Origin of the sequence: Nocardioides secundeburneus, assembly GCF_039939255.1 — a bacterium.
In the GTDB taxonomy this organism is placed as follows: domain Bacteria; phylum Actinomycetota; class Actinomycetes; order Propionibacteriales; family Nocardioidaceae; genus Nocardioides.
On sequence record NZ_JBDUUE010000008.1, the window covers coordinates 57801 to 76045 of the forward strand.

The window sequence follows — 18245 nt, forward strand, 5'->3', positions numbered from 1 at the left end:
CGGCCCGACTCGGGTCGACCCCGACTCTCCACCTCATCCCTGATCCAGAGGAAGTCACCTACGTGCCCGCCATCATCGACAAGATCCTCCGCATCGGCGAGGGCAAGACCCTGCGTCAGCTCGAAGCCCTCGCCAAGGCGGTCAACGCCATCGAGGACGACTTCGTCACGATGAGCGACGCCGAGCTCCAAGCGATGACGGGGGAGTTCAAGGAGCGCCTGGCCGACGGCGCCACGCTCGACGACATCCTCCCCGAGGCCTTCGCGACGGTGCGCGAGGCCTCCAAGCGGGTCACCGGCATGCGGCCCTTCGACGTCCAGATCATGGGCGGCGCCGCGCTGCACCTCGGCAACATCGCCGAGATGAAGACCGGTGAGGGCAAGACCCTCGTCGCCACCCTGCCGTCCTACCTCAACGCGCTGTCGGGCAAGGGGGTCCACGTCGTCACGGTCAACGACTACCTCGCCAAGTTCCAGTCCGAGCAGATGGGCCGCATCCACCACTTCCTCGGGCTCACCGTCGGCGTGATCCTGCCGCAGATGCGCCCGGCCGAGCGTCGGGCCGCCTACGCCTGCGACATCACCTACGGCACCAACAACGAGCTCGGCTTCGACTACCTGCGCGACAACATGGCCGGCTCGATCGAGGAGTGCGTGCAGCGCGGCCACAACTTCGCCGTCGTCGACGAGGTCGACTCGATCCTCATCGACGAGGCCCGCACGCCGCTCATCATCTCCGGCCCCACGCAGGACGAGGTGAAGTGGTACGACGAGTTCGCCAAGATCGCCGCCAAGCTGGTCGTCGACGAGGACTACGAGGTCGACGAGAAGAAGCGCACCATCTCGGTGCTCGAGCCCGGCATCACCAAGGTCGAGGACCACCTCGGCATCGACAACCTCTACGAGTCGGTCAACACCCCGCTGATCTCGTTCCTCAACAACTCCATCAAGGCCAAGGCGCTGTTCCGCAACGACAAGGAGTACGTCGTCATGAACGGCGAGGTGCTCATCGTCGACGAGCACACCGGCCGCATGCTCGCCGGTCGTCGCTACAACGACGGCCTGCACCAGGCCATCGAGGCCAAGGAGGGCGTGCAGGTCCGCGAGGAGTACCAGACGCTGGCCACCGTCACCCTGCAGAACTACTTCCGGCTCTACGACAAGCTCTCCGGCATGACCGGTACGGCCATGACCGAGGCGAGCGAGTTCGACAAGATCTACAGCCTCGGCGTCGTGCCCATCCCGACCAACCGGCCGATGGTCCGCAAGGACCAGGCCGACCTGGTCTACCGCACCGAGGCCGCCAAGTACGAGGCCGTCGTCGACGACATCGTCGAGCGGCACGAGAAGGGCCAGCCGGTCCTCATCGGCACGGTGTCGGTCGAGAAGTCCCAGCACCTGTCCGACGAGCTGAAGAAGCGCGGCGTCGCCCACTCGGTGCTGAACGCCAAGGTGCACGCCGACGAGGCGAAGATCGTCGCCCTGGCCGGTCACAAGGGCGCCGTCACCGTCGCCACCAACATGGCCGGTCGAGGCACCGACATCATGCTCGGCGGCTCGGTCGAGTTCCTCGCCGACGCCGAGCTGCGCAAGCAGGGCCTCGAGCCCACCGGCGAGACCGCCGAGGCCTACGACGCCGCCTGGCCCGAGATGCTCGAGAAGATCAAGGAGCAGGTCGGCAACGAGCACGACGAGGTCCGCGAGCTCGGCGGTCTCTACGTGGTCGGCACCGAGCGCCACGAGTCCCGCCGCATCGACAACCAGCTGCGTGGTCGGTCCGGCCGTCAGGGCGACCCCGGCGAGTCGCGCTTCTACCTCTCCCTCGAGGACGAGCTGATGCGCCTGTTCAAGTCCGAGTGGGTCGACCGCGTGCTCACCATGCTCAAGATCCCCGACGACGTGCCGATCGAGAACAAGCGGGTCACCAACGCGATCGCCAATGCGCAGGGCCAGGTCGAGTCGCAGAACTTCGAGTCGCGCAAGAACGTCCTCAAGTACGACGACGTCATGGACCGTCAGCGCAAGGTGATCTACGGCGAGCGCCGCGAGGTGCTCGAGGGCGCCGACATCGAGGACGAGATCCGCACGTTCATCGACGACGTCGTCGACGGCACCGTGCGCGGCACGCTCGACGACTTCGCCGAGGAGTGGGACCTCGAGCAGCTCTGGACCGACCTCAACCAGTTCTGGCCGGTCGGGGTCGACCGCGAGCAGATGATCGAGGAGGCCGGTGGCGACCAGGCCGGGCTCACGAAGGACGAGCTGGTCAAGATCCTCCAGGTCGACGCCCAGCGCGCCTACAACGAGCGCGAGGCCGAGGTCGGTGAGGAGGTGATGCGCGAGCTCGAGCGGCGCGTCCTCCTGTCGGTCCTCGACCGCAAGTGGCGTGAGCACCTCTACGAGATGGACTACCTGCGCGAGGGCATCTACCTGCGTGCCTACAGCCAGCGCGACCCGCTCGTGGAGTACCAGCGCGAGGGCTACGACATGTTCGCCGCCATGATGGACGGCATCAAGGAAGAGACCGTCGGCTTCATGTTCAACCTCGAGGTCCAGGTCGAGGAGGAGGCCGAGCCCGACAGCGAGACCTACGACCCGTTCGGCCTCGGCGAGGACGGTGTCGAGGTCGAGGAGCCGCTGCGTCGCGAGCTGCCGTCCGAGACCCAGCCCGCCGCGGCGCCGACGCTGACCAAGCACGCTCCGACGATCAAGGCCAAGGGGCTCGAGAAGCAGAGCATGCCGACCAACTTGCGCACCTCGGCGCCGAGCATCGACGGCGACAACGAGGTCGAGGAGATCGTGACGCAGGCCGACGACGAGTTCGCCGGCGTGGGCCGCAACGCCAAGTGCCCGTGCGGGTCGGGCAAGAAGTTCAAGCAGTGCCACGGCGCGCCCGGCGGCCCGTCGGGCGTCACCGCCCGCATCGGCTGACCCACCGCGTACCACGACGGCCACCGAGTCCCCCTGGTCCGGTGGCCGTCGGTCTGTGCGACGCCGGCGCGACGGGGCGACGCGTCAGGCGAACTCGAGCGCGGTGCACACCCACCGTCCGGCGCGGCGCTCGAAGCGGGCCGCCACTGCCCGTGACCGCTCGCCGTAGCGCAGGTGGGCGCTGACCTCGGCGACCCGGGGGCTGGGTGCGCAGCTGTGCACGCTGTGCACCCGAGCGCGCACCGGGGCGATCCGCGAGACCCCGGGCACGTGGCCCCCGGCCCGGGCCACCAGCGTCGCCCGCCGCTCGAGGTCGGCATAGACCTCGCGGCTCGTGTGCCGTACCAGCTGCGAGACGGGCCGGTCGCCGCCGACGATCTCGACGGCGGCCTGCACGTAGCGGAAGGCCCACTCGTCGACGTCGGGTCGCGCCGGGCCCACGGGTGCCTCGGGCGGGTCGAGGTTCGGCTGGAGGTCGAGGGCGAGGGTGCCCTGCGTCGAGGCCACCGCGACCGGCACGGGCAGCGGGACGACGTCGGCGTGGTAGAGCGGATGTGCGGTCGGCATGGCGTGGTCTCCATTCGGGTCGGGGTGCAGGCGTGCAGGTGTTCGGGTTCGTCGGTGCTCAGGTGCTCAGGTGCTCAGGTGCTCAGGTGCGCGGCGGCCGGAGCCGGTCGCCCGGGTGCACGAGGTCGGGGTCGGGCCCGACGACGTCGCGGTTGCGCTCGTAGAGCGCGGAGGTCTCGGCGGCGATCTCGGCCGTGCTCGCCCTCGGGCCGAGCCGGCGCGCGCTGAGGCGCCACAGGCTGTCGCCGGCACGGACGACGATGTCGTCGTCCCGGAGCCCGGCGTGACGACGAGACGCCGGCCCCGGGTCTGGCGCGGGGTGGTCGGCTCCAGCGGCCCGGTCGGGGTAGGGGAGGCCGTCGAGGGAGCCGTCGGCGCGCGCCGTCTGTGCCGTGCCGGCCGCCAGGTCGCCGAGCCGGTCGTGGACCGGACCGAGGGAGGTGCCCGGCGCGCGGACGCCGCTCTCGGCCTGGGCCGCGCCCGCACCGAGGACCACGACGCCGCAGGCTGCGGCGACGACGCGGACCGCCCAGGTCGGCACGCCCCGGGGAGGTCGGGGCGGGCGACCGGAGTGGCGCAGCACCTGCGCGACGACCACGGTGCCCACGACCCACGCCCAGACGGCGCAACCGGTCAGCGCGACGCCGGCCACGCCGACGAGCAGCTCGTCGAACCTGGCCGCGGCGGGGTCGGCCGGCACCGAGGCCAGCGCCCAGTGCGCGACGGCCACGGAGGTCGTGGAGATCGTGAACCAGACCAGGATGCACCGAGAGCGAGACATCGTCGACCTTTACGTTTGCGTGCGTTTGCCTCACTACACGCTCGTTCAATGCAAAAGTCAATCGTTTGATCAGGGAGGCTGTGGATGAACTAGGGTCGGAGCATGGGGTGGGAGCAGGAGCTCTTCGGCTTCCTCGACGAGCTGGAGCAGCAGGCCGACGCGCTCTACGACGCAGAACGTCTGCCCGAGCTGGCCGACCGGGCACGCGCCGAGTACCAGCAGGTCCCGCTCGCGGCCCGGCTCATGGCCTCCCTCGACCACGACGTCGTGCTGCACGTGCTCGGTGTCGGCGCGGTCGCAGGTCGCCTCGACCGGGTCGCCCGGGGGTGGTGCCTGGTCTCAGGCCCGGGTCAGGACTGGATCGTGCCGTGGCCGGCCGTCGCGGCCGTCGAGGGCGCCTCCGACCGGGCGGTGCCCGAGGTCGCCTGGCCGGCCGTGGCGCGTCTCGGCCTGGGCTCCGCGCTGCGCCGCATCGCCGACTCGGGCGAGCGGTGCGTCGTCCACCGCATCGACGGCGGGCGCCACGACGGTCTCGTGCACCGGGTGGGGCAGGACTTCGTCGAGCTCGCCGAGGGCGACCCGCTCCGCCTCTCCCTGCTGGGTCTCGCGACCGTGGCCGCGGTGCAGAGCCGCGAGGTCTGAGGCGCTGCCGCGAGCCGCGCCCGGCTAGGTGGCGTCGGCGTCGAAGGGCGGCAGCTCGCCCTGGAGGAGCGGCATCTCGCCCCTCTTGCGCGAGCGCTCCGCCTCCTCGTCGGCGCCCTCCATCGCCTCGACGATGTGCTTGCGCACGATGGCGCGGGGGTCGAGGTCGCGCAGCTCGAGGTCGGCGTAGTCGGGCCCGAGCTCGTCGCGCAGGTCGTCGCGGGCGGCGTTGGCGAAGTCGCGGGCCTTGCGCACCATGGCGCCGGCCTGCTTCGCGAGCTCCGGGAGCTTGTCGGGCCCGAAGACGACGATCGCGACGAGCGCGATCACGATGAGCTCACCGAAGCCGATGTCGCCGATGAGCAGGGGCGACAGGGCGACGGTCATGGATCAGAACTTACTGGTCGGTGTGAGACCGAGCTGCATGCCGGCGAGGCCGCGGCCACGACCCGAGAGGCGCTCGGCCACCCCGGACAGCTCGCGGGCGGCCGGCGCGGTGGGGTCGGAGTCGACGATCGGCTTGCCGACGTCGCCACCCTCGCGCAGCGACACGTCGAGCGGGATCCGCGCGAGCACGGGCACCTCGTAGCCGAACCGCTGACCGAGCGTCTCGGCCACGCGGTCGCCGCCGCCGGCCCCGAAGATCTCGAGGCGGTGCTCGGTGCCCTCGGGGGTGCAGTGCGGGCACGGCAGGTAGCTCATGTTCTCGATGACGCCGACGACGCGCTGGTGCATCATCGAGGCCATCGTGCCGGCGCGCTCGGCGACCTCGGCAGCAGCCTCCTGTGGCGTCGTGACGACGACGACCTCGGCCCCGGGCAGGTGCTGCCCGAGCGAGATGGCGACGTCGCCGGTGCCGGGCGGCAGGTCGAGCAGCAGGATGTCGAGGTCCCCCCAGAACACGTCGCTGAGCATCTGCACGAGCGCCCGGTCGAGCATCGGGCCGCGCCACGCGACGACCTGGTCGCGGCGCGGCTTGAGCATGCCGATCGAGATCACCGAGACCCCGGACGCCGTGGGCACCGGCATGATGAGGTCCTCGACCTGCGTCGGCCGTGCGTCGGCCACCCCGAGCATCGCGGGCACCGAGTGGCCGTAGATGTCGGCGTCGACCACGCCCACCTTGAGCCCCTGGTGGGCGAAGGCCAGGGCGAGGTTCACGGTGACCGACGACTTGCCGACCCCGCCCTTGCCGCTGGCGATCGCGTAGACCTTGGTCAGGTTGCCGGGCTGCGAGAACGGGATCTCGCGCTGCGCCTGGCCGCCCTGCAGCACCTCGCGCAGGCCACCACGCTGCTCGTCGGTCATCACCCCGAGGGTCAGGTCGACGTCGGTGACGCCCTCGACGCGACCGAGGGCGGCCGTGACGTCGCGGGTGATGGTGTCCTTCAGCGGACACCCGGCCACCGTCAGCAGCACGGTCAGGTGCACGGCACCCGACTCGTCGATCTCGACGGTGTCGACCATGCCGAGCTCGGTGATCGGTCGCTTGATCTCCGGGTCGTTGACGGTGGCGAGTGCGGCGTCGACCTGCTCACGGGTGGGTGCAGTCATGATCTCCTCAGTCTAGGAGCCGGGCGGCGACAGCCGGTCGTCGGTGCCGTGGTGAGGCGCATCACGCTGGTCGTCGCGCCGTGCGGCCTCCGCCGCCCGCTCGTCGAGCTCGGCGAGCAGCGTGCGCAGCTCGGAGCGCACGTAGTCGCGAGTCGCGACCTCCCCGACCGCCATGCGCAGCGAGGCGACCTCGCGGGCGAGGAACTCCATGTCGGCGTGCGCGCGGGCATTGGCCTGCCGGTCCTGCTCGGCGACCACCTTGTCGCGCTGCTCCTGCCGGTTCTGCGCGAGCAGGATCAGCGGTGCGGCGTAGGAGGCCTGGAGGCTGAGCATCAGGGTCAGGAAGATGAAGGGGTAGATGTCGAACGCTGCGCCGCCGGGGGCCAACGCGTTCCACGCGACCCACACCACGACGAACAGGGTCATGTAGGCCAGGAACGTCGCGGTGCCCATGAACCGCGCGAACTGCTCGGCGAAGACGCCGAAGCTGTCGGCGTCGAGGGCCGGACGCCGCACGAGCTGGCGGCGCGTCGCCGTGGGGGTGTCGAGACGCGGCGCGCGGCTGCGGCGCTCCCGGTCCCGGTCGCGATCTCGGCGCTCAGCCACGGCCGGCCCCTTCGCGCAGGGCACGGTCGCGCCAGCCCGAGGGGAGCATGTGGTCGAGCAGGTCGTCGACCGTGACGGCGCCGAGCAGGTGGCCGTTGTCGTCGACGACGGGCGCGGCGACGAGGTTGTAGGTGGCCAGGTGAGCGGCCACCTGGTCGATCGTCGCCTCGGGGCGCAGGCTCTCCATCGAGTCGTCGAGGGCGCCGGCGACCAGGGTCGACGGGGGCTCGCGCAGCAGGCGCTGGATGTGCGCGATGCCGAGCAGCTTGCCGGTGGGCGTCTCGAGGGGCTGGCGGCAGACGTAGACGAGCGCGGCCAGCGACGGCGTCAGGTCGGGGTTGCGCACGTGCGCGAGCGCGTCGGCGATCGTCGCGTCGGGGCCGAGGATGACGGGCTCGGAGGTCATCATGGCGCCGGCGGTGTTCTCGACGTACGACATGAGGCGGCGCACGTCCTGCGCCTCCTCGGGCTCCATGAGGTCGAGGAGGATCTCCTGCGTCTCGAGCGGCAGGTCGGCGACGAGGTCGGCGGCGTCGTCGGGCGACATCTCCTCGAGCACGTCGGCGGCTCGCTCGGTGTCGAGCCGGGCGACGATCTCGACCTGGTCCTCCTCGGGCAGCTCCTCGAGCACGTCGGCGAGCCGCTCGTCGTCGAGGGCGGCCACGACGGCCATGCGCCGCTGCGTGGGCAGGTCGTGCAGCAGCGTGGCGGCGTCGGCCGGGCGCATCTCGTTGATGGCGTGCAGCAGCGCGGTGGCGCCCTGGGCGTCGTTGTCGGCACGCGCGAGACCGGTCACGTCGCGCCACTCGACGACGTGGGTCTGCCCGCGCCGGCGCAGCCCCTTGGCCGGCTCCTGGACGGCGACCCGGCTCAGCACCCAGTCGCGGGTACGGCCCTGCTCCATCGCGACGTCGTAGACCGTGCCGGCGACCGGCCCGTTGCCGGTCGCGATCGTGACGTGGCGGTCGAGCATCTGGCCGATGACGAGCGTCTCGGTGGAGCGCTGCTCGAAGCGGCGCATGTTGAGCAGCCCGGTCGTGTAGACCTGCCCGCTGTCGATGTTGGTGACCCGGGTCATGGGCACGAAGATCCGGCGGCGCCCGAACACCTCGGCGACCAGGCCGAGCACCCGCGGCGGCGTCGACTCCGAGCGCATGGTGACGACGAGGTCGCGCACCTTGCCGACCTGGTCGCCCTGGGGGTCGAAGATCGGCAGGCCCACGAGGCGGGCGGCGTAGACACGCGTCGGGGCGCTGCTCACGGGTGCCTCCTCGCCTCGGATGAGTGGGTCCGGCCGCCGGACGGCCTCCACAATTCAACCACCCGGACCCCGTCGTCCGGACGGCGACGCGGCGCGCCCGACCACGGCGTCGACCGGGGCCTGCCGAGGCGCCCGATATCATGCCCGGGTGAGCGAGCCGGGTCAGGACGACGAGCAGCCGTCCGCGCCAACCCGCGCCACCGCGCCCTCGCACCGGGTCGCCGCGATGCCCCGCGACTCGATCATCACCGTCGTGCTCGTCAGCGTGCTCGCGCTCGCCGGCGTCTCCGTCGCCGCGTGGGCCGGCATCAGCCGCACCACCGACGACCCGGCACCGGCCGCCGCGAGCGGCTCGACCAAGGCACCGAGCACCCCGCAGACCACCATCACGCCGTCGATCCCGCCGCCCCCGCCGCCCACCCAGACCGCGGTCCAGGTGCCCGAGCTCACCCTGCCGACCCTCAAGCAGGTCGACCGCAAGCTGAAGAAGCGCGGCTTCGAGCGTATCGCGGCCGACCGGGTCCAGACGCTGTCGTTCGTCGTCAGCTCGTTCAACGTGCTCGGCGCCAGCCACACCCGCGGCCCCGGACGCCGTCCCGGCTTCGCGGGTGCCGAGGAGCGCCTGCCCGGCCAGCTCGCCGAGCTCGAGCGCAAGCAGGTCTCGATCGCCGGCCTGCAGGAGTTCCAGTACCCGCAGGTCGCCCAGCTCGCCTCCCTGACCGGCGACACCTGGGGCATCTTCCCGGGCACCTCGCTCGGCGAGCGGCTTGCCGACAACTCGATCATCTGGCGCAACGACACCTGGGAGCTCGTCGAGTCCCAGACGATCGACATCCCCTACTTCGGCGGCGCCCCGATGCCCATGCCCTACGTGCTGCTCGAGCACCGCGAGACCGGACGCCGCGTCTGGGTCGGCAACTTCCACAACCCGGCCAACATCGGCGGCGACCACGCCGGCTGGCGCCAACGGGCCCTCGAGCTCGAGGCTGACCTCGCCCAGCGCCTCCACGCCGACGGCACCCCGGTCATCATCACCGGCGACATGAACGACCGTGAGGCCTTCGCCTGCCCGTTCGCGGCCCGCAGCGGCATGGTCTCGGCCGAGGGCGCCTACGACGACAACGGCCAGTGCATGCTCCCGGCCCAGCTCAACGTCGACTGGATCTGGGGCACCACCGACATGCAGTTCGGCAGCTTCCTCACCGACTACGGCGTCCAGGACCGCAAGCTCACCGACCACCCGATGATCACCGCCACCAGCACCCTCGCCGGCGCCGACCAGCAGGAGGGCTGCCAGACCCGCATCACGCGCTCGGGCCCCTACTGGTACTGCAAGGTCTAGGCGCACACCGACCCGACCCGACTACTCCGGGGTGTCGCCGTCGGCGGGGGCCTGGTCGTCGGCGGCGGGGTCGGTCTTGCCCTGCACGCGGTTCAAGGTGGTGCGGACGCGCGCCCGGCCGGCCCGGACGAGGGGGTGGGGCGGGCCCAGGGGGCCGACGGGGCGGGTCCTGAAGAGCTTGCGGAGGCGAGGACCGACCTCGGCGGCGTCGTCGCTGTCGGGGATGAAGGACCACTTGTCGAGCTCGCGGACCATCTCGAGGCGCTCGGCGAGCAGGCGACGCTCGTCGTCGGGCAGCGGCGTCGGGCGGTGGGTCGGACGACGGACGTCGACGTCGACGAGGAGGTCGAGGGCGGCGAGCTGGTCGACCGGGTCCTCCATGTGGCGCTGGTAGATCTTCTCGAAGTAGCGGGCCTTGACGTCGCGGGGGAGGTCCATCTCGACGAGGGCGCGCAGGCCGTAGGCGATGGAGAGGCGCTGGGTGCCGAAGTGCATCTTCGGCCCGGAGCGGACCATCGAGGTCCACTTGCGCACGAAGTCGTCGCCCGAGTAGGACTCGAAGTGCAGCATCCGCAGCTCGTCGCGGAAGACCAGGGGCCAGCGGTTGTCGTCGCGGTCGGCGGCCTTGTGGATGCCGAGCCAGATGTCGAGCCGGGGGCGGACGCCGACCTTCCCGGCGATGTGGCTGCGGTAGTAGAACGAGTTGCTGGGCTCGTCGAGCACCCGTAGCTGGTGCAGGAGGTCGAGCTCGTCGTCGTCGAGCAGGCGCTTGAACAGGTGCGGCTCACCCTCGGGGTGCCGGGTGCTGACGACCTCGAGCGGGCGGATGCCGACGGCCTTGACGTGGCGGGGGATCTCGTCGAGGACCTGGCGGTCGAGCCGGACGACCTCGTCGGCGTCGATGTGGAACAGCCAGGTGGCCCACGGCGAGAACGCCAGCACCGCCTTGGCGATGTTGGCGTTGACGCGCTGACGCTTGTTGAGCAGGTGCGGACGGTCGCCACGCCACCACGGGGTGTTGGTGACGACGTAGGTGACCTCGGGGCGCGTGTCGAGGTAGGCCTCGACCTCGGCTGCGCCCTGGTCGAGGAACAGGATCAGGTGGTCGGCTCCGCCGGCGAGGTTGCCCTCGACGTAGCGCTGGACGTTGTGCAGGTTGTCCTTGACGGTGCTGACGGTGACGATCACGGCGACGAGTGTAGGAGCCGGGTCGGTCGCGCCGACCCGGCCCTACCCGGGTTGCTGGTTACTCGTCGCGCCACTCGGGGCTGTCGATGCCGAGGCCGCCCCAGGTGTCGTCGTAGGCGAAGGAACGCCGGCCGTCGGGCTGCACCTTCCAGGTGCCGCCGTTGAAGTGGAAGCCGTGCGTGTGGTTGCGGTAGGTGTTGTTCCAGTGCGCCAGGTACTGGTTGTAGAGGCGGGCGCTGTCGACCTTGAGGATCAGCTCGTCGCCGTACTGGCCGCCGGCCTGGTAGTTGCTCGAGCCGGTGACGATGATGCGGCGGTTGCGCTTGCCCTCGTAGATGCCGTTGATCGTGAGGATCTTGGCGTGGCTGTAGAGGTCGATCTCGCCGTCGTAGTCACCGTTGCTGTCGGGGGTGTCGAAGCCGGTGCTGCGCACGGGCACGAAGCCGCGGGCGGTCCGGGCCCCGAACACGCGCTGGATGACCCCGTTGGCGTAGCCGATCATGATCTTGACGTCGCAGCCCTCGGCGTAGAGGTCACGCAGCCGGTTGGCGATGCGGACGCCGCGGTCGTCGGACCAGGCGTGCATGTCGACGCGGATGACGGTGCGACCGCCGCCCGGGCCGCGGCAGGTGATCGGCCCGAGGATCTTCTTGATCGGGTCGCGACGCCACAGCCACTGGGTCTTGGCGGTGGCCTTCGCGCGCGGGAACGGCAGCGTGTAGAGCTGGTAGCGACCGAAGGTCTCGGCCTTGTACGAGTTCTTCATGACCTTGTCGGCCCGCATCTCCTTGAAGGTCTGCTCCAGGGAGTCGTACATGCCGCCGGGCTGGTTGATGGTCAGCAGGTCGTTGAACTGGTTGACCGCGCCGTTCTCCTTCATGTTCAACGAGCCGATCATCACGACGCGCTTGGCGGCGCCGGTGTGGCTGAAGAGCACGAACTTGCTGTGCTGGACGTCGAAGTCGCCGCGGCAGCTCGAGGTGCACTGGTAGTAGAAGCTGTTGGACTTGTTCTTCTTGCGCTTCTTCCAGCGCGGGCCGAGGACCCGCTGGAGGTCGGCCTGCGCGCCGGGCTTCTCGTGACCGTTGATGATCACCTGGACGGTCACCTTGCGCTTCTTGTAGGCGCGGATGAGGGCGTCGGCGACCGGCTGACGGTCGAAGGAGAACATCGCCATGCGGATCATCGACCCGCGACGAGCGTGGTTGATGGCGTCGATGACGCGCGCCTCGAGGCGGTACTCCTGGGCGTAGCTGCTGCGCGGCAGGTTGAACGCGGCGCCCGTCGGCGGCGTCCACTGCGCCCACTTCTTCTTCTTTTTCTTCTTCGCCTGCGGGGCGGCCTTGAGCACGGCCGGGGCGGCGGCGGCCACGGTGGAGGCCGTCGTCTGCGAGGCGGTGACCGTCGAGTCGGCCGGTGAGCTTCCTGAGGCCCCCGACGAGGCCCCCAGCAGGGCCAGGGTCGAGGTCGCCAGGCTCAGCGTGAGCGCGATGGCGACGGTGGGTCGTCGCCGCGCCGACGTCTGACGACGCAGCGCACGACGAGGTGCGGGGTGGGGAGAAAGGCCCGGAGTCACGCCCGCACGATACCCCGCGGGTGCCCCCGGGCCGGCTTCATCGCGGGGTTTCGGGGGAGTCGTCGCGGTCGCGCGGCGGACGGACCTTGTCGCGCACGCGCAGGCCGGCGCGTTTCACGCGGGTGACCGGGCGGGCGTCCTCGGCCTCCCGGGCCGCGGCGCGGACGGCGGCGAGGTCGTCGCGGAGCGCGCGGACCTCGCCCCGGCTCTGCTCCAGCCGACGGGTGAGCTCGCGGACGTCGGCCAGCATCGCGCCGGTCAGGCGCGTGGCGGTGGCGAGCAGCTCGGCGTCCTCGACGGCGTAGGGCGTGCGCTCGCGGGGGAGGTCGTCGGGCACGGCGAGCTCGTCGAGGTCGCCGACGACGTCGTAGCCCTCCGCGACGATGCGCTCGATCGCCTGCGCGCTCTTGGCGCGGCTGGTGGCGAGGAGGTCGTCGGGCAGGCCGAAGCGGCGTCCGGCGCTGAGCTCGCGCAGGCGTTCCTCGGCGAGGTAGCCGCGGATCCAGGTGCCGCGGTCGGTGGGGGAGTCGAAGCCCTCGAGGTGCTCGTTGACCCGCCGCAGCAGCTCGACCTCGACGGCGCCGAGCGACTGGTTCGCCGGCTTCTCGGGCAGGGTGTACTCGCCCCGGAGGCCGAGCACGGAGGCGAAGCGCCGCCAGTGCTCGCCGGGGGGCGACCCCGGTCGGGGCATGGGGACGACGTGCACGCGCTCGGGCGCGACGGTGGGGCCCCAGCGCTTGAGGATGCGCCCGAGGTCCCAGGTGCGCCAGGTGAACTCGGAGCGGCGACGGTCGCCGTCGACCTCGTGCAGGGTGCGGAAGGCGCCGTTCTTGACCGCCTCCTGGTAGCCGGCCGCGAACAGGGCGGCGGCGTGCCGGGCGGTGATCACGAGGTGCACCTCGGCGGGCGCGAGGCGGTCGACGGCGGCCTGGGCCTGCTCGGCCGTGGCCCCGCAGAAGAACTCGTGGGTGATCAGCGCGTCGCCGTCGGGGACGGCGTCGAGCTCGGCGCACAGTCGTTCCCAGGTGCCGACGGCGTCGGGGTGGCGATGGTGCAGACCGGGCCGCTCCTGGACGTCGAGCGCGGCCCACAGGTGCTCGCGGTGGCCGGTGCCGGGCAGCAGCAGGCCCTCGGCGAGCAGCTGCTCGCGGTGGCCCCACACGACGTCCTGCAGGTAGGTGGTCCCGGTCTTGGGCTGGCCGATGTGCAGGAAGACGCGTGCGGGCACGACCGCCTCCGCGATCAGGCGGTCTCGGACGGGGGCGTGGGCTTGACCGGGCGCGGGCCCTCGGTGCTCACGCCGAGCCGGTAGCGCTCGATGATCTCGGCCACCCGCGGGTCGTCGCTGTCGGCGAGCGGCACGAGCAGCTCGGCGACGGCGTCGGCGAGCTCGGCCACGCGCAGGTTGAGCTGGCGGCACTCCTGGATCTCGGCCTCCATCGCGTCGAGACGCTCGCGGAGCCGCTGCGGCGAGGAGATGAGGCGGCGGGGGTTCAGTTCCATTGCAGCACCAATCGGCACAGGTGGGCGGGCTGGACGGTCTCGGGGCCGGGACCGTCGGTGATGGCGGCCGACGAGGGGTCGGCCTCGGGGTCGTCGGGGTTGCGCGCCGGCGCACCGGGTCGGGTGGACAGGTTGTCCGGCGAGAGCTTGACGTCGTCGACCCGGCCCTCGCGGCGCAGGACGACCCGCGCCCCGTAGCGCTCGGCCTCGGCGACGAACGCGTCGATGTCGACCGGCCTGAGGCCGGGCGGGTCGCCCGCCGGGTCGGGGGCGACGAGCGCCTGGACGTAGAGACGCCCGCCGTCGGCGAGCACCGTGCGGGCCATGCGGAGCAGGTTGCGACGACCGAGCGTGCTCGTGGAGTCGAGCAGGTGCCGCGCGGTCATGACCTTCGGGCCGCGGAGCGAGCGCAGCTCGGCGGTGGCGGCGTAGGTGGAGCGCAGCTCGGTGAGGTTGGTGGGCAGGAACGTCGCCGGGAAGCCCATCTTCTCGGCACGGCCGGCCATCGGGGCATAGGAGCGCGGCACGTAGTCGAGGCCGTAGGCCCGTCGTCCGCGTCGTGCGACGAAGAGCACGTCGGAGCCGTAGCCGCACCCGACGTCGACGACGGCGGTGCCCTTCGGCTCGCTCCGGTGCACCCAGCGGATGAACGCGCTCGGCGTGGTCTTGGTGAGGGCGCGGGCCTGGCCCCAGTAGGGGTCCCAGGTGGACTCGCGGCGGTGGCGCGTGCCGCGGAACCAGCCGTTGAGGCGCCGGGTGACGCCGATCGGCGTCTCGAACTTGAACGCCGGGTCGGGCACCCGCCAGTGCGGGCCGTACATCGCCTCGAGCAGCCGCTCGGGCACCGCCGGTGCCGGGAACGTGCGACCCGCGAGCTCGACCTCGGTGAGCGGGAAGACCCACTCCGAGCGGTAGGGGGTGCCGACCTCGCCCATGAGGTAGAGCTCGCCGTCGCGCAGGAACCCGGCGAACACGTCGAGGCCGCGCAGCGTGCCGTCGGGCTCGGTGACGATCACCTTGAACGCGGCGCCGCTGTAGCGCGTGACCAGGAAGCCCTGCTCGGTCAGCCGCCGCTGCAGCGCGAACGACTCGATCATCACGTCGGCCGGGTGGTCGCGACGGCTCACGTAGCCGAGGTCGGCGTCGGAGTCGTGACCGATGAACGTCTTCTCGCGGACGGCGCCGAGGAGGGTGCCGTAGGCGACGAACGGCTCGACGCCGCCCTCCTGCAGCGCGGCGATGACCGAGCTCATGCTGTCGAGGAGGGGGGTGAGCTGCTCGATGCTCCGCGAGGCGAACAGCCGCACCAGGCGTTGGCTCTTGTCGAGGCTGAGGGGGTTGCCGCGCGCGTCGACGACCGAGATCTCGCCCTGGCCGTCGCCGAGCGTGACCCGTTGCGCGCAGACCTGCTCGCCCGTGGCGTGCACGACCAGACGCAGCTCGGTGGTGCCGTCGAGGTGCGGTCGCAGGCTGCGGGGCCAGGCCCAGGTGCGTCGTCCTCGGGCCCCGAGGGTCGCCGTGGAGGCCGTGGTGTCGCGGACGGTCCAGAACGAGCCGATGCGCTGGTCGTCGAAGAACAGGTCGACGGGCTGGTCGACGTCGGCGGCGAACGAGATGCCGTTGTCGTCGACGGCGACGTCGGTGACGACGGCCGAGGGTGTCGCCATCTGCCTTCGCTCCTCCGTGGTGCCTGTCGTGCCGGGTCTGACCGGTCACCCTAGGGCACGGCGCAGGTGCCGTCGGTTGGTAGGTTCGCCGCCGTGAGGCAGCAGTGATCGTGCGCTCGACGCCGCGACTGGTGCTGCACGTGGGCGCCATGAAGACGGGCACCACCTACCTGCAGAACGTGCTGCAGGCCAACGGGCCGGCACTGCGCGACGCCGGCTGGTCGGTGCCGGGTCAGGACGACGTCGTCCGCGCCACCCGGCAGCTGCTCGACGTCGCGGGCCCGGCGGTCGAGCTCGGTGGTGCGCGGCCCGACGTCGCCGCGTCGCCGCGGTGGACCGCGCTCCTCGACGACGCGCGGGTGCACGGGGCCCGCGGTGGTCGCGGCACGGTGGTGTCGATGGAGTTCCTGTCGTTCCTGCGTGCCGGTGGCGTGCAGGCCGTGGTGGCCGGTGCCGAGGGGCTCGAGGTCCACGTGGTGCTGACCGTGCGGGACGCCGTCCGGGCGCTGCCGTCGCAGTGGCAGAGCCTGACCCGCAACGCCTTCGGGCACTCGTGGCCGGACTTCGCGACCAGCGTGCGCACGGTGATGCAGGGTGAGCCGGACCCGGTCGCCCGCCCGTTCCTGCGCACCCAGCGCATCCCGCGCATGGTCACTGCCTGGGCAACGTCGGTGCCCCGCGAGCGGTTCACCGTCGTCACGGTGCCCGACGCCTCGGCCGGGCTGCCCCGCGACCTGGTCTGGCGGCGGCTGTGCGACGTCCTCGACGTCGACCCCGCCACGACCTCCACAGCCGCGTCGTTCGACAACCCGCAGCTGGGCTACGGCAGCTGCGAGCTGCTGCGCCGGGTCAACGTCGAGCTCGCGATGCCGGCCGAGCGGCCCTACCGCAAGGTGATGCGCCGCCTGTCGCACGAGCACCTCCTCCCGCTGCGCGCGCAGCAGGGCCGCCACCGTCTCGACCAGGCCACGGCACGGCTCGCCGTCCGGCTCAACCGGCGCACGCTGGCCGCCGTCGCGGAGCACGCCACGCTGGTCGGCGACCCGGCCGACCTGCCGGGCGACCTCGACGGCCGTCATGACCTCGACCCGGGCGACCGACCGGTCGACCCGCCCGCGACCGAGGTGCGCGACGCCGCCGAGGCGCTGTGGCGCGGGGGACGCGAGCTGTGCGCCGAGCTCGGCCTCGCGCTCCGGCCCGAGCTGGCCGCGGAGCTGCCCGACGCGACGCCCGACGCCGTCCGGCAGGTGGCGGGCGTGGTGGCGGTCGCGATCACCGGTGACGAATCTCACCGGCTCCCCACGAGGGCTGCGAACGGCCCTACGGTTACCGCGACGTAGCACGTTCCGCGATCGAAAGGCACCACGATGGGTCGTCTCTGCGAGACCGAAGGCCTGACCGAGGACCAGACCGAGATCTTGAAGGCGGTCCGCACGTTCGTGGAGGAGAAGATCCTCCCGGTGGCGACCGAGCTGGAGCACGCCGACACCTACCCCCAGGAGATCGTCGACGGGCTCAAGGAGCTCGGCATCTTCGGCCTGATGATCCCCGAGGAGTACGACGGTCTCGGTGAGTCGCTGCTCACCTACGCGCTGTGCGTGGAGGAGATCGCGCGCGGCTGGATGAGCGTCTCGGGCGTCATCAACACCCACTTCATCGTGGCCTACATGCTCATGCAGCACGGCACCGAGGAGCAGAAGAAGCACTACCTGCCGCGCATGGCCACCGGTGAGGTGCGCGGCGCGTTCTCGATGTCCGAGCCGGGCCTGGGCTCCGACGTCTCCGCCATCAAGACCAAGGCGGTCAGGGACGGCGACGACTACGTCATCGACGGCCAGAAGATGTGGCTGACCAACGGCGGTACCTCGACGCTGGTCGCCTGCCTGGTCAAGACCGACGAGGGCGCCGACAGCGTCTACAAGAACATGACGACCTTCCTGCTGGAGAAGGAGGCCGGCTTCGGCGAGACCGCTCCCGGCCTGACCATCCCCGGCAAGATCGACAAGATGGGCTACAAGGGCGTCGACACCACCGAGATGGTGCTCGAGGGCCACCGCGTCGGAGCGGGCCAGATCCTCGGCGGCGAGCCCGGCCAGGGCTTCTACCAGATGATGGACGGCGTCGAGGTCGGCCGCGTCAACGTCGCGGCCCGCGCCTGCGGCATCGCCAACCGGGCCTTCGAGCTCGGCATCGCCTACGCCCAGCAGCGCGAGACGTTCGGCAAGCAGATCGCCGACCACCAGGCCATCCTGTTCCGCCTCGCCGAGATGGCGACCAAGGTCGAGACCTCGCACGCGATGATGGTCAAGGCCGCGCGGATCAAGGACCGCGGTCAGCGCAACGACGTCGAGGCCGGCATGGCCAAGATGCTGGCCGCCGAGTACTGCAACGAGGTCGTCCAGGACTCCTTCCGCATCCACGGCGGCTACGGCTACTCCAAGGAGTACGAGATCGAGCGCCTGTACCGCGAGGCCGCGTTCATGCTCATCGGCGAGGGCACCTCCGACATCCAGAAGATGATCATCGGACGGTCCTTGCTCAAGGAGTACAAGCTGAAGGGCTGACGGTGGTCGAGGTGCGAGCGCAGCGAGCCTCGAGACCAGACCTCGACACGCGACGGGTCGTGGT

At 71.3% G+C, this 18245-nt stretch carries 16 protein-coding genes; 5 read left to right on the forward strand and 11 right to left on the reverse strand.

The features are described from left to right. Positions 1-62: 62 nt before the first annotated feature. Positions 63-2930 (forward strand): preprotein translocase subunit SecA, encoded by a 2868-nt coding sequence (gene secA, locus ABFT23_RS20915; protein ID WP_347898750.1) that lies wholly within the window; start codon positions 63-65, stop codon positions 2928-2930. 84 nt (positions 2931-3014) lie between these two features. Here the strand turns inward: secA and ABFT23_RS20920 are convergent, their stop codons facing one another. Both ABFT23_RS20920 and ABFT23_RS20925 read right to left on the reverse strand, forming a co-directional pair. Beyond that, positions 3015-3497 carry an Rv3235 family protein gene (locus ABFT23_RS20920; protein ID WP_347898752.1) on the reverse strand — a complete coding sequence of 161 codons (483 nt, stop codon included), beginning with the start codon at positions 3495-3497 and terminating at the stop codon, positions 3015-3017. A gap of 82 nt (positions 3498-3579) precedes the next feature. Then, the gene (locus ABFT23_RS20925) at positions 3580-4278 is read right to left on the reverse strand and encodes a LysM peptidoglycan-binding domain-containing protein (RefSeq protein WP_347898754.1); all 699 of its coding nucleotides are present in this window, start codon (positions 4276-4278) and stop codon (positions 3580-3582) included. 102 nt (positions 4279-4380) lie between these two features. Here ABFT23_RS20925 and ABFT23_RS20930 point away from each other — a divergent pair, with 102 nt between their 5' ends. Then, positions 4381-4920 (forward strand): hypothetical protein, encoded by a 540-nt coding sequence (locus ABFT23_RS20930; RefSeq protein ID WP_347898756.1) that lies wholly within the window; start codon positions 4381-4383, stop codon positions 4918-4920. Between the two features lie 24 nt (positions 4921-4944). Here the strand turns inward: ABFT23_RS20930 and ABFT23_RS20935 are convergent, their stop codons facing one another. The 4 genes from ABFT23_RS20935 to ABFT23_RS20950 are packed head-to-tail and all read right to left on the reverse strand — an operon-like array spanning position 4945 to position 8341. After that, positions 4945-5307 (reverse strand): sec-independent translocase, encoded by a 363-nt coding sequence (locus ABFT23_RS20935; protein WP_347898758.1) that lies wholly within the window; start codon positions 5305-5307, stop codon positions 4945-4947. Positions 5308-5310: 3 nt separating this feature from the next. Further along, on the reverse strand, positions 5311-6474 hold the full coding sequence (locus ABFT23_RS20940) for an Mrp/NBP35 family ATP-binding protein (protein WP_347898760.1): 1164 nt from the start codon (positions 6472-6474) through the stop codon (positions 5311-5313). Between the two features lie 12 nt (positions 6475-6486). Further along, positions 6487-7080 (reverse strand): DUF1003 domain-containing protein, encoded by a 594-nt coding sequence (locus ABFT23_RS20945; RefSeq protein ID WP_347898762.1) that lies wholly within the window; start codon positions 7078-7080, stop codon positions 6487-6489. Further along, positions 7073-8341: a magnesium transporter MgtE N-terminal domain-containing protein gene (locus ABFT23_RS20950; RefSeq protein ID WP_347898764.1), complete on the reverse strand. Its 1269-nt coding sequence runs from the start codon at positions 8339-8341 to the stop codon at positions 7073-7075. Before ABFT23_RS20950 ends, ABFT23_RS20945 begins: the two co-directional genes overlap by 8 nt. A gap of 148 nt (positions 8342-8489) precedes the next feature. Here ABFT23_RS20950 and ABFT23_RS20955 point away from each other — a divergent pair, with 148 nt between their 5' ends. Next, a complete protein-coding gene (locus ABFT23_RS20955) occupies positions 8490-9683 on the forward strand; it encodes an endonuclease/exonuclease/phosphatase family protein (RefSeq protein ID WP_347898765.1) in 1194 nt (397 codons plus the stop codon). 21 nt (positions 9684-9704) lie between these two features. On the opposite strand, the gene ABFT23_RS20960 is transcribed toward ABFT23_RS20955, so the two are convergent. The 5 genes from ABFT23_RS20960 to ABFT23_RS20980 are packed head-to-tail and all read right to left on the reverse strand — an operon-like array spanning position 9705 to position 15617. Next, the gene (locus ABFT23_RS20960) at positions 9705-10871 is read right to left on the reverse strand and encodes a glycosyltransferase family 2 protein (protein ID WP_347898767.1); all 1167 of its coding nucleotides are present in this window, start codon (positions 10869-10871) and stop codon (positions 9705-9707) included. A gap of 58 nt (positions 10872-10929) precedes the next feature. Further along, positions 10930-12447 carry a phospholipase D-like domain-containing protein gene (locus ABFT23_RS20965; protein ID WP_347898769.1) on the reverse strand — a complete coding sequence of 506 codons (1518 nt, stop codon included), beginning with the start codon at positions 12445-12447 and terminating at the stop codon, positions 10930-10932. Positions 12448-12484: 37 nt separating this feature from the next. Next, positions 12485-13675, reverse strand: a complete 1191-nt coding sequence (locus tag ABFT23_RS20970; protein WP_347898771.1) for a hypothetical protein — start codon at positions 13673-13675, stop codon at positions 12485-12487. A gap of 14 nt (positions 13676-13689) precedes the next feature. Next, a complete protein-coding gene (locus ABFT23_RS20975) occupies positions 13690-13950 on the reverse strand; it encodes a DUF6752 domain-containing protein (RefSeq protein ID WP_347898773.1) in 261 nt (86 codons plus the stop codon). Next, positions 13941-15617, reverse strand: a complete 1677-nt coding sequence (locus tag ABFT23_RS20980; protein ID WP_347898775.1) for a class I SAM-dependent methyltransferase — start codon at positions 15615-15617, stop codon at positions 13941-13943. The genes ABFT23_RS20975 and ABFT23_RS20980 overlap by 10 nt, the downstream gene beginning before the upstream one ends. Before the next feature lie 110 nt (positions 15618-15727). Between ABFT23_RS20980 and ABFT23_RS20985 the strand changes: the two genes are divergently transcribed. Next, on the forward strand, positions 15728-16957 hold the full coding sequence (locus ABFT23_RS20985) for a hypothetical protein (protein WP_347898776.1): 1230 nt from the start codon (positions 15728-15730) through the stop codon (positions 16955-16957). 27 nt (positions 16958-16984) lie between these two features. After that, the gene (locus tag ABFT23_RS20990) at positions 16985-18181 is read left to right on the forward strand and encodes an acyl-CoA dehydrogenase family protein (RefSeq protein ID WP_347898777.1); all 1197 of its coding nucleotides are present in this window, start codon (positions 16985-16987) and stop codon (positions 18179-18181) included. Positions 18182-18245 lie beyond the last annotated feature (64 nt).